General features: G+C 74.2%; 5 protein-coding genes. All 5 read left to right on the forward strand.

Annotated features, from left to right (window positions below):
• Positions 1 to 128 precede the first annotated feature (128 nt).
• Complete coding sequence (locus WML84_RS08220; RefSeq protein WP_347345659.1) at positions 129 to 6239, forward strand: Ig-like domain-containing protein; 6111 nt, start codon at positions 129 to 131, stop codon at positions 6237 to 6239.
• Between the two features lie 61 nt (positions 6240 to 6300).
• Entirely contained in the window at positions 6301 to 7266 is a 966-nt protein-coding gene (locus WML84_RS08225) for a MoxR family ATPase (RefSeq protein ID WP_347345660.1), read from the forward strand.
• The gene (locus tag WML84_RS08230) at positions 7266 to 8582 is read left to right on the forward strand and encodes a DUF58 domain-containing protein (protein WP_347345661.1); all 1317 of its coding nucleotides are present in this window, start codon (positions 7266 to 7268) and stop codon (positions 8580 to 8582) included. Before WML84_RS08225 ends, WML84_RS08230 begins: the two co-directional genes overlap by 1 nt.
• Positions 8579 to 10882: a transglutaminase-like domain-containing protein gene (locus WML84_RS08235; RefSeq protein ID WP_347345662.1), complete on the forward strand. Its 2304-nt coding sequence runs from the start codon at positions 8579 to 8581 to the stop codon at positions 10880 to 10882. Before WML84_RS08230 ends, WML84_RS08235 begins: the two co-directional genes overlap by 4 nt.
• The coding region (locus WML84_RS08240) for an RDD family protein (protein WP_347345663.1) at positions 10879 to 12209 on the forward strand (1331 nt) is incomplete at its 3' end. The genes WML84_RS08235 and WML84_RS08240, both read left to right, overlap by 4 nt.

The following is a 12209-nucleotide window of genomic DNA, read 5'->3' on the forward strand; positions in this document are numbered from 1 at the left end:
CCGGAACCCGGGGTTCCAGGTGCCGCCGATCGTGCCGTAAGCTTGGCGGGTCTGGATCGAGCGGCATGCCCGACATCCGCGTCGATCCGGACGATGCTCACATCAGGCCCGGGGGGAGCCGAGTACACATGCCGTCGTTCGCCTGGCTCCGCGCGCGCCCGCGCGCGCTGGCCTCGGTCGGCATCGTCGGCGCCCTCGCGGTCACGATCGGCACGCTCGCGTTCGTCTACGAGGGCAAGCCCACGACCGAGGTCGACCTCCACGACGGCGGCGTCTGGGTCACGAAGCAGTCGAGCATGCTGGTGGGCCACTTCAACCACGAGTCCCGCGTGCTCGACGGGGGCCTGCGCACGTCGTCGAGCGAGTACGACCTGCAGCAGAACGGCTCGCGCGTGCTGGTCGTCGACGACGGCGGTTCGACGATGACCGCGATCGACCCGGCCCGCGTCGTGCTCGCCGACAGCGCCGACCTGCCGCCGGGGGCGCAGGTCGGCTCGGGCGGCGACGAGGTCGCCGTGCTCGACCCCGCGCAGGGCGCCCTGCGCGCCGTCGGGTTCGCCGAGGTCAGCGGGTTCAGCGCCGAGGCCACCGAGCCGCTCGCCGACCTCGGCCGCGGCGCGGCCGCCACGGTCGGCACCGACGGCACGGTCCACGCCGTCTCGGCGAAGGACGCCACGCTCCTCTCCTTCCGGCGCGGCGACGACAACACGCTCGCCGAGACGTCGCGCCGCACGCTCGAGGGGGTCGAGGCATCCCACGCCCTCACCGTCACGGCGGTCGGCGAGACGGCGTACGTGCTCGACGCCGACACCCGGACGCTCCACGGCTCGGACGGATCGCGCACCGAGGTGCCCGCCGACGCCGTGCTGCAGCAGCCGTCGCCGGCGGCGGATGCCGTGACCCTCAGCACCCCGAAGGCCCTCGTCCGCGTGCCCACCGGCGGCGGCGAGGCGACCACCATCGACGCGAAGGGCGCGGAGGGGAGCGCCGCCGCGCCGGTGTTCGTCGCCGGCTGCGCGTACGGGGCGTGGTCGGGCTCGGGCCGGTTCGTGCGCGACTGCCCCGGCAAGAAGGACGACCTCGTGGAGCCGGTCGACGGCATCGAGCCGACGAGCGTGCTGCAGTTCCGCGTGAACCGCGACGTCGTGGTCCTCAACGACGTGTTCGGCGGCGCCGCGTGGATGGCCAGCGACAGCATGCAGCGCGTCGACAACTGGCAGGACATCACGCCGCCCGAGGGCGTCGGCGAAGAGGAGGAGGAGACCACCGAGGAGACGGTGCAGACCACCCTCCCCGAGCGCACCGACCAGAACACCGTCCCGATCGCCGTCGACGACGAGTTCGGCGTGCGCCCCGGGCGCACGACCGTGCTGCCGGTGCTCGACAACGACACCGACGCCGACGGCGACGTGCTGGTCGCCTCGGTCGAGACCGATCCGTCGTTCGGCACGGTCGAGCCGATCCACAACGGCGCGGCACTGCAGATCGCGGTCCCCGACGACGCCTCGGGCTCGACGTCGTTCACGTACCGCGTGGAGGACGGCCGCGGCGGCGAGGCGACCGCACGGGTGTCGCTGAGCGTGCACGGCTGGCAGACCAACGCGGCCCCGGTACAGAAGCGCGTGACTCCGGTGACGGTGGAGTCCGGCGGCACCGCGTCGTACAACGTGCTGCCCGACTGGATCGACCCCGACGGCGACGACATCTTCCTGCTCGACGTCGTGGCCGACGGCGGCGACGAGGCCGACTTCACCTCGGACGGCCAGATCACCTACCGCGCGATCGGCGGCATGCAGGGCCGCAAAGACGTGCCGGTGACGGTGTCGGACGGCACGAAGGATGCCGGGGGCATCGCCCGCTACGACATCCGCCCCCTCGGCACGACCGTGCCAGTGACCAACCCCGACCACGTCGTCACGCGCGCGGGGCGCACGGTCACGGTCGCGCCGCTCACGAACGACACCAGCTCGGGCCGTGAGCCGTTGCGTCTCACGCGCGTCGACGAGGTGCCGGGCGCGGCGATCGTGCCCGACTTCGCCAACAAGACCTTCTCGTTCGCCTCCGACGCGCCCGGCACCTACTACGTGCAGTACCTCGCGTCGGCCGGCCCCAACTCGGTGCCCGGGCTCGTACGTGTCGACGTGCTTCCCGACAGCGGCACCGAGCTCCCGCCCGTCGCGGTGCGCGACGTCGCGCTGCTTCCCGCGGGCGGCGACGTGCTCGTCAACGTGCTCTCGAACGACACCGATCCCGCCGGCGGCATCCTGGTCGTCCAGTCGGTGACGGTCGAGCCCGACAGCGGCGTCGCGGCGGCCGTGCTCGGGCACGAGACGATCCGCATCAGCGACCAGGGCGCGCTCGACACGCAGGTGCGCGTGTCGTACACGATCTCGAACGGCACCCGCTCGGCGACGGGCGAGATCGTGGTGATCCCGGTGCGCGCGCCGTCGAAGCTGCGCCCGCCGGTCGCCAACGACGACCAGGTGGTCGTGCGGGTCGGCGACACCGTCACGATCCACGTGCTCGAGAACGACTACCACCCGAACGGCGACACGATCCACGTCGTGCCCGACCTGGTGCCGCCGCTGGTCGACCCGGCCGACGGCGAGGCGTTCGTGTCGGAGGACACCGTGCGCTTCCGCGCCGGCGGTGAGCCCCGCACCGTGTATGCGACGTACGAGGCGACCGACTCGAGCGGACAGCGCGACGCCGCCTACGTGACGATCCAGATCCTGCCCCGCAACGACGAGGCCAACGCGGCGCCCCGGCCGCGCGACCTCACCGCGCGCACGCTCAGCGGCACGAAGGTCACGATCCCGGTGCCGCTGGACGGCATCGACGAGGACGGCGACTCGGTCGAGCTCGTCGGCATCGCCTCGGCGCCGAGCAAGGGGCGGCTCGTGTCGGTGGGCGCCGACTCGCTCGTCTACGAGGCGTTCGAGACGAGCGTGGGCGTCGACTCGTTCTCGTACCGCGTGCGCGACCGCCTCGGCAAGGAGGGCACCGCGGCCGTGCAGGTCGGCGTCGCGCCGGCCGAGACCGTCAACCAGGCGCCGTACGCCGTGCGCGACGCGGTCGTCATGCGCCCCGGCCGGCAGGTCGCGGTGCCGGTGCTCGTCAACGACTCCGACCCCGACGGCGACGCCTTCGGCTTCGCGAAGAACGCCCTCGACATCCCCGACGTCGCGGGCCTCGACGCGGAGGTCTCGGGAGAGTACCTCGTGATCACGGCGCCCTCCTCGCCCATGCAGACGAGCCTGCAGTACACGATCGCCGACGCGCGCGGCCTCACCTCGACCGCCGCGGTGCAGATCGCCGTCGCCGAGGACGTGCCGCTCGCGCGCCCCATCGCGCGCGACGACCGCGTGCGCGCCGAGGACGTCGGCGACGACGGCACGGCCGACATCGCCGTGCTCGACAACGACGAGGACCCGGACGGCACCCGCAGCGCCCTCTCGGTCACGCTCGGCGCCGGCGGAGACGCGGCGCGCGTGCGCGCCGACGGCACGGTGCGCGTGACGCTCGGCGACGAGCGGCGGCTCATCACGTACACGGTGCGCGACGCCGACGGGCAGACGGCATCCGCCTTCGTGCACGTGCCCGCGCTGTCGGAGCTGCCGCCGACGCTGCGGTCGACGAAGCCCGTCGAGGTCGAGAGCGGCAAGACGATCGAGCTGCCGTTGAAGGACCACGTGCAGGCGAGCGGCGGCAAGGACGTCGTCGTCACCGAGGCGACGAAGGTCTCGGCGGTGCACTCCGACGGCGCCTCGCTCGTGAAGGACCAGCGCACGCTCGTCTACACGTCCAAGGCGCGCTACTTCGGCCAGGACGCCCTCACGTTCGAGGTCACCGACGGCACCGGGCCCGACGACCCTGCCGGCCGCAAGGCGACCTTGACGATCCCGATCACGGTGCTGCCGCCCGACAACCAGCCGCCCGCGATGGTCGGCGCGTCGATCAGCGTCGCGCCCGGCGAGTCGGCGTCGACGCTCGACCTCGCGGCGCTCGCGACCGATCCCGATCCGGGGGATGCCGGCAAGCTCCGGTTCTCGCTCGCGGGGGGCGTCCCGGCGGGGCTCACGGCCTCGGTCGAGGGGCAGAGCCTGCGCGTCGCGGCCAAGGCCGACACCGCGAAGGGCACCGCGGCGACCCTCCGCGTGCGGGTGACCGACGGTCGCACCGAGCCGGTCGAGGCCGACATCGCGGTGCTGGTCACGGCATCCACCCGCCCGCTCGCGAACGCCAACGACGACGTGATCGCCGAGGCCGACCAGGGCGCCACGATCCGTGTGCCGGTGCTCGCCAACGACGTCAACCCGTTCCCCGACACCCCGCTCAAGATCGTGTTCGCCGGCACCGAGACCGGCCGCGCCACGGCCGAGGTCGCCGGGAGCGAGGTGCGCGTCACGAGCGCGGCCGACTTCGTGGGCACCGTCGTGGTGCGCTATCGAGTGCAGGATGCCACCGGCGACGCCGACCGCGAGGTCGACGGCCGCATCCGCATCACCGTGCAGGGGCGGCCCGACGCGCCCGGCAAGCCGACCGTGTCGAGCGTGCAGAGCCGCACCGTCGTCCTGTCGTGGACGCCGCCGGTCGACAACGGCACGCGCATCACCGGGTACACGGTGCGCTCGACCGCGGGCGGCTACACCAAGCAGTGCGCGTCGACCACGTGCACGCTCGACGGCCTCACCAACAACGTCGAGTACAACTTCGTCGTGACCGCCACGAACCGCGTCGGCGAGTCCGACCCGTCGGTGCCGTCCGAGACGGCGCGCCCCGACGTGCGCCCCGAGGCGCCCGCGCCGCCCACGCTCGGCTTCGGCGACCGCCGCCTCGACGTCGCGTGGACCGCGCCGCGCACCGAGGGCTCGCCGGTGGAGACGTACACGCTCGAGATCTCGCCGGCGCCGCCCTCGGGCATCGTGCAGCGCACCGGCGTGAGCGGCACGTCGCTCACGTGGGACGGGCTGGAGAACGGCGTCGCGTACCAGGTACGCGTACGCGCGCACAACCGCGCGCCCGAGCCGTCGGGCTGGAGCCCGTGGTCGCAGACGATGGTCCCGGCGCGTCAGCCGGACGCGCCCGGCGCCCCGACCACGGAGCGACTCGACTCGGTGGGCAACCAGAACCAGCTGGGCGTCTCGTGGAACGCGCCGGCCAGCGACGGCGGCGACGCGGTCTCCGGCTATGAGCTGCAGGTGCGGCAGGGGGCGTCGGTCGTCCGCACGGTCACCGGCATCCCGGCGGGGCAGCGGACCCAGGCCGTGACCGTCGCGAACTCGCAGACCGACTACACGTTCGCCGTGCGCGCGCAGAACAAGGCCGGCTGGGGCGAGTGGAGCGCGCCGTCGGCGCCGCGCCGCTCGTTCGGCACGCCCGGCGCCCCGACGGCGGTCACCGCGGCCGAGGGGAACAACACGGTGAGCGTCTCGTGGGCCGCCGGCGACCTCAACGGCGCGAACCCGGGCGACGTCGTCTACCAGTACGCGGTCGGCACGAACGGCTGGCGCGGCGACTGGGTCGCCGGCGGCAACGGCGGCAGCGGCACGATCGGCAACGGCCAGGTGAACAACAACGGCACGTACTCGATCCGCGTGCGCGCCGTCTCGACCGTGGGCGGCATCACGGAGGAGGGCGACCCCTCGGCGGCGTCGAACGTCGTGGCGCCGTACGGGCCCATCGGCAACCCCTCCGCGGGCGCCTCCGCCAACGGCACGAGCATCAGCGTCTCGTGGACCTCTCCCGCGCGCAACGGCCGCGACATCACGACGCAGATCTCGATCAACGGCGGCGCGTGGGAGACCGTCGCGCCCGACGGCTCGCGCAACCTCGGCGACGTCGGCTACAGCCAGACGCGCACGATCGACGTGCGGACGACGGCAGCCGGCCAGACCACGACCGCCTCGGCGTCCGCCCGCACGCAGGATGCGCCTCCGCCGCCCTCGCCGCGCGTGTGGGTCAGCCGCGGCGACTTCGTCAACGAGGGCTGCGTCAACGGCTGCTACAAGTTCGTCGTCAACACGCGTGACTTCCCGGCGGGCAACTACGCGATCGACTGCTGGAACGACTCCGGCGGCGCGCACCGGTTCGGCACCCGCTACTCGTTCAACCTGCCCGCGAACGGATCGGTCCAGCTCCTGTGCTGGTCGGGCGCCGACGGCTACAACGTCTGGGTCGACATCGTCGGCTGGGGCGGGGGCGTCGACACCGAGACGGCCTGGTGGCCGAGGAACTAGCGCCGCCGACGATGACGACGACCACGACGAGAACGATCACCACGACGAGGAGCGACAGCCCATGAGCATGACCCCGGAACACGCCACGTGGTTCCGCGACACCTTCACGCGGCTGGTCGACAACGTCGACCTCGCCCTGATGGGCAAGCGCGACGTCGTCGGCCTGGTGCTGTCGGCGATGCTCGCCGAGGGGCACGTGCTGCTGGAGGACGCCCCCGGCACCGGCAAGACGAGCCTCGCGAAGGCGCTCGCCGCGAGCGTTCAGGGCACCTCGACGCGCATCCAGTTCACGCCCGACCTGCTGCCCTCCGACGTCACCGGCGTGACGATCTACGACCAGCAGGCGCATCGGTTCGAGTTCCACCGCGGCCCGGTGTTCGCCTCGATCGTGCTCGCCGACGAGATCAACCGCGCCTCGCCGAAGACGCAGTCGGCGCTCCTGGAGGTCATGGAGGAGTCGCGCGTGACCGTGGACGGCGTGCCGCACGAGGTGGGCCGCCCGTTCCTCGTCATCGCGACGCAGAACCCCATCGAGCAGGCGGGCACCTACGCCCTGCCCGAGGCCCAGCTCGACCGCTTCATGATCAAGACGTCGATCGGCTACCCGTCGACGGCCGTGTCGGAGCGCATCCTCGCCGGTGCGGTGGATCGCAACCCGTCGGCACGCCTCAAGGCGGTCATCACGACGAGCGCCGTGGCCGACATGGCCGACCTCGCCGCGACGGTGCACGTCGACCCCGCGGTCGCCCGCTATACGGCGCAGCTGGTCGAGGCCACGCGCGAGTCCGGCTCGGTGCGCCTGGGCGTCTCGGTGCGCGGCGCCATCTCGATGATGCGCATCGCGCGCGTGCGCGCCGCCGCACACGGCCGCCACTTCGTCGTCCCCGACGACGTCAAGGCCCTCGCCCCGGCGGTGTGGGCGCACCGGCTCGTGATGGACCCCGAGGCGGAGTTCTCCGGCACGACACCGGATGCCGTCGTCCAGCGCGCGCTCGCCGACGTCCAGGCCCCGCTGGCGAGGGCCTGATGACCTCGTCGCAGCAGGCGGACGTCCCGGTGCGCGACGCGCACCGGGACGCCGTCGCGCCTGCGACGGACACGGCATCCGTCCGCGCCGCCTCGCGCGCCGAGCTCGTCCGCGAGGCGCTCGCCGAGCACGCGCCGCGGCTCCTCGTGCGCGTGCGGACCGCCGCGCGCGTCGTGCGGCCGATCGGGTGGGTGCTGCTGGCGACCGCGATCGTGCTGTGGACGGGCGCCGTCGCGCTCGGCTGGATGGAGGCGCTCGTGGCGGCTGTCGTCGTCACTGCGGTGCTCGCTCTGAGCGTGCCGTTCCTGTTCGGCCGCACCGTCTACGACGTCGACCTCGACCTCACCCGCACGCACGTCGTCGTGGGCGAGCGCGCGGTCGGCGCGCTGACGCTCACCAACCGGTCGCGCCGGGCGATCCTGCCCTCGCGGGTCGTGCTGCCCGTGGGCAGCGGGCGGGGCGTCTTCGAGGTGCCGAGGCTCGCGCCGGACGCCGTGCACGAGGAGCTGTTCGCGATCCCCACCACCGCGCGGGGCGTGCTGGCCGTGGGCCCGGTGAGCGTGCTGCGCGGCGACCCGCTGGGCCTCTTCGAGCGCACGCACGACCGCAACGACGCCGTCGACCTCTACGTGCACCCGCGCACGACCTCGCTCGACGGGCTGTCGCTCGGGCACCTGCGCGACCTCGAGGGACTGCCGGTGCGTCAGCTCGCGCGCGACGACGTCTCGTTCCACGCGCTGCGCGAGTACCAGCCCGGCGACGACCTGCGTCACGTGCACTGGCGCTCGACGGCCCGCGTGGGCGAGGTGATGGTGCGTCAGTACGAGGAGACCCGCCGCTCGCACTTCGTCGTGGGCCTGTCGACCCACCCGGGCGACTACCGCACGCCCGAGGAGTTCGAGCTCGCCATCTCGGTCGCCGGCTCGGTGGGCCTGCGCGCCCTCCGCGACTCGCGCACGCTCGAGGCGCGCGTGCAGCGCGGCCCCCTGCGCGCCACGAACGCACGGCGGCTCCTCGACGAGCTGTCGTCGCTGGAGCACTCCCGGCCCCGCGAGGGCGGCATCGCGGCGCTCGCCGGAGCCGTCGCGCTGCACGCCCCCGACGCTGCGGTCGCGGTGCTCGTGTGCGGCTCGTCCGTCGACGGCGCGGAGCTGCGTCGCGCGTGCGCGCGCCTGCCCTACGACGTGCGCGTGCTCGCCGTGGTGGCCGACACACGCGTCGACGCCCCTGCGCTGCAGCGCATCGGCGACGCCGACGTCGTGACCCTGGGCACCCTGGAGCAGCTGCCCCGCGCCGTGCGGAAGGTGCTCTCGTGAGCGCCGCGGCGACGGCGCGCCTGACCCGCGTGGCGCGGTCGTCGCTCGATCTCGTCGCCGTGGCGCTGCTCCTCGCGGTCGCGGTCGTGGGCTTCGGCCCGAGCTTCGACGGCCCGCAGTACCTCGTCGCCGGCCTCGGCGCCCTCGCGCTGGGACTCTCGATCGCGTGGCTCGGCGCGCGGCTGCGCTGGGGCGTGCTGCCGGTGGCCGGCGCCACCGTGGCCGCGTACTTCGTCTTCGGCGGCGCGCTCGCGCTGCCGCACACGGCCTTCGCCGGGGTGGTGCCGACGCTCGACACGTGGGCGCGCCTCGCGGTCGGGGCCGTCACGTCGTACAAGCAGCTGCTGACGACGGTGCCGCCGGTCTCGGCCTCGGACGGGCACCTCGTCGTGCCGTTCCTGCTCGTGCTCGTCGCCGCGGTGCTGACCGGCTCGCTCGCGCTGCGCGTGCGGCCGGTGGCGTGGAGCCTCCTGCCCGCGGGCGCACTGCTGGCGACCCAGATCCTGCTCGGCGTCGCGCAGCCCGCCGCTCCCATCGTGCAGGGCGTCGTCTTCGCGGTCGTCGCCGCGGTCTGGCTCGCCGTGCGGCAGGCGTGGGATCCGCTGCGGGCGGCCGTGCGCGTCGAGCCGTCGTCGACCTCCGACGCGGCGGCGGTGCAGCACTCCCGTACGCGCCGGCTCGTCGCGGCCGGCGTCGTGCTGGCCGTCGCGAGCGGCGCGGGCGCCGCCACGGGTGCGCTCGCGAGCCCGCCGGCGCCGCGCTATGTGCTGCGCGACTTCGTCGTGCCGCCGTTCGACGTGCGCCAATACGCGAGCCCGCTCCAGTCGTTCCGCGCGTACGTGCGCGACGACGCGTCGACGCCCCTGTTCACCGTGACCGGGCTGCCGGAGGACGGCCGCGTCCGCCTCGCGACGATGGACGCCTACGACGGCGTCGTCTACAACGTGTCGGACGAGGGCGCCGGCTCCTCCAGCGCGTTCACACCGGTGCGCTCGAACATGTCGCCCGACGCGAAGGGCACCGCGGCCACGCTCCGCATCGAGATCTCGGGGCTCTCCGGGGTGTGGATGCCGGATGCCGGCGCCGTGCGCGACATCGCGTTCGACGGCGACCGCGCCGACGCCCTCCGCCGCACCGCGCACTACAACGACGGCACCGGCACCGCGGTCGTCACCTCGGGCCTGGCCGCCGGCGACGCGTACACGCTCACGTCGGTGTTCCGCGCCGTGCCGAGCGACGCGACGCTCGCCGACGCGGCGTTCGCGCCGGTGAAGATGCCGAAGCAGACCGGCATCCCGGATCAGCTCGCCGACCTCGCCTCGAAGGCCGTCGCCGACGCCGAGACCCCCATCGACCAGGCGCGGGCGCTGCAGGCGTGGCTGAGCACCGACGGGTTCTTCAGCCACGGGCTCACCGGCGACGTCCTGTCGCCCTCCGGCCACGGCGCGGCGCGCATCACGAGCCTGTTCGGCGGCGACCAGATGATCGGCGACGACGAGCAGTACGCCGCCGCGATGGTCCTTCTCTCGACGCAGCTCGGCATCCCGGCGCGCGTCGTGATGGGGTGGCATCCGGACGAGGACGAGGACCCCGGGTCGGTGTTCACCGCCACCGGCGACAACCTGCACGCGTGGGTCGAGATCGCCTTCGAGGGCCACGGGTGGGTGCCGTTCGACCCGACGCCCGACGAGGATCAGGAGCCGAACGACCAGACCACCACGCCGCGCGCGAACCCCAAGCCGCAGGTGCTGCAGCCCCCGCCGCCCGCCCAGGAGCCGGCGGACCTCCCGCCGATGCTCGCGAGCGATCGCGAGCAGGAGGACGACGAGCCGAGCGGCTTCGAGTGGCTCGGACCGGTGCTGCTCTACGGCGGCCTGACGCTCGGCATCCTGGCGCTGCTGGCCTCGCCGTTCCTCGTGATCGGCGCGCTCAAGGCGCGTCGCCGCGCGCGTCGGCTGGGCGCGGAGCGCGCCGCCGACCGCATCTCGGGCGGCTGGGACGAGCTCGTCGACAACGCGCGCGACCTGCGCGCGCGCGTCGCGCCGGGGGCCACGCGCGCAGAGAGCGCGGCCGTCGTGGGCGAGGCGTTCGAGCAGCCCCGCGTGGTGGCGCTCGCCGAGCGCGCCGACGCGGACGTGTACGGGCCGGACGAGCCGTCCGCCGACGACGTGGCCGCGTTCTGGAACGAGGTGGACGATATCGTCGGTGAGATGAACGGGTCCACGTCGCGGTGGGAGCGGCTGCGCGCCCGCCTGAGCCTGCGGTCGCTGCGCGCGGGCCGCCGAGGAGCGAAGCCATGACCGCCGAGCCGCCGCAGTCCGACGCGGTCGTGGGCCCGGATGCCGGTGCGGCCGGGGCTCCGGCGGGATCGGGTCGCCGGGTCGCCGCCTACCTGATCGACGGTGTGATCGGTCTCGTCGTGATGGGTGCGGTCGCCGGGATCGTGTTCGGGGTCTCGTCCGCGACCGGCGGGCGCCTGACGGCCATGTTCGTGCTCGGCGGCGCGTACGCGGCCGGATTCGCGTGGTTCCTCGTCTACACCGCCCTGCAGGGCCGCGGCGGGTCGATCGGCATGCGCCTGCTGCGCCTGCGGCTGCGCCGGCACGCCGACGGCACCGCGCTCGGGTTCTGGCGCGCGCTCGTGCGCAACGCGGTGTGGGCCGTGGGCGGGGCGGTCGTCGTGGGGTACTTCTCGCCGCTGTTCGACCGCTCGCCGTGGCATCGCGGCTGGCACGATCTCGCGGCCGGCGCGGTCATGACGGACGCCGTCGAGCCCGAGCCGGACCCGCAGCCGGCCGACGAGCCGGAGGAGGCCGTCCCGGCGCCGGTCGAGCCGTCGTTCGTGCCCGCCGGTCCCTTCCTCCCGGTCGCCGAGACCGTGCCGCCGTGGGCCGACGACGCGCCGGCGACGGATGCCGCGTCCTCGCGGCCGGATCCCGGCGACGATCCGGTGATCTCGGTCGTCCCCGGCATCACGCGCGCGGAGCGGCCCGCGCCCGACGCGGCGACGCCGCTCGTGGAACGGGTCGTGCCGGTGGAGCGTGCCGCTCCCGTGACGCGCGCGGTCTCCGCGGAGCGGGTCGTGCCGGTGGAGCGCGCGGCTCCGACCGGGCCGGGGGCTCCGGGGACGCCAGCGGTGCCGGGGGATCGCGTCGTGCCGGTGGACCCGGCGGCACCGGGAGCGCCGGGGGAGCGCGTCGTGCCGGCGAGCCCGGTGCACCCGGCGGCCGCGGGATCTCCCGGGGCGCCGGTCGAGCGCGGACTGCCGGGCCTGCCGGGGACTCCGGTGCCGCCCGGGGCGTCGGTCGTGCGCGACGTGCCGGTGGCGCCGTCGGGCGATGGCTCCGCTGCCGACGACGACGCGGTCGAGGACACGCGGATCACCACGGGTGACCGGGCGTTCGCCGTGCTGGTGTGGGACGACGGCATCCGTCAGGCCGTCTACCGGCGCACGCTCTTCGGACGCAATCCCGCCGCCGAGGACGGCGCGCTGACCGCCCCCATCCGCGACGAGACGCTGTCGCTGTCGAAGACGCACTTCGAGCTGGGTGTCGACGACGACCGCACGGTGTGGATCGTCGACCGGCACTCGACCAACGGCGTCGTGGTGCGCCGCGGCGTGCAACA

The sequence above is a fragment of the Microbacterium sp. genome, from assembly GCF_039812165.1.
In the GTDB taxonomy this organism is placed as follows: domain Bacteria; phylum Actinomycetota; class Actinomycetes; order Actinomycetales; family Microbacteriaceae; genus Microbacterium.

Coding starts and splice junctions, on each gene's coding strand:
- WML84_RS08220 (WP_347345659.1), top strand. CDS start 129: ATGCCGTCGTTCGCCTGGCTCCGCGCGCGCCCGCGCGCGCTGGCCTCG.
- WML84_RS08225 (WP_347345660.1), top strand. CDS start 6,301: ATGAGCATGACCCCGGAACACGCCACGTGGTTCCGCGACACCTTCACG.
- WML84_RS08230 (WP_347345661.1), top strand. CDS start 7,266: ATGACCTCGTCGCAGCAGGCGGACGTCCCGGTGCGCGACGCGCACCGG.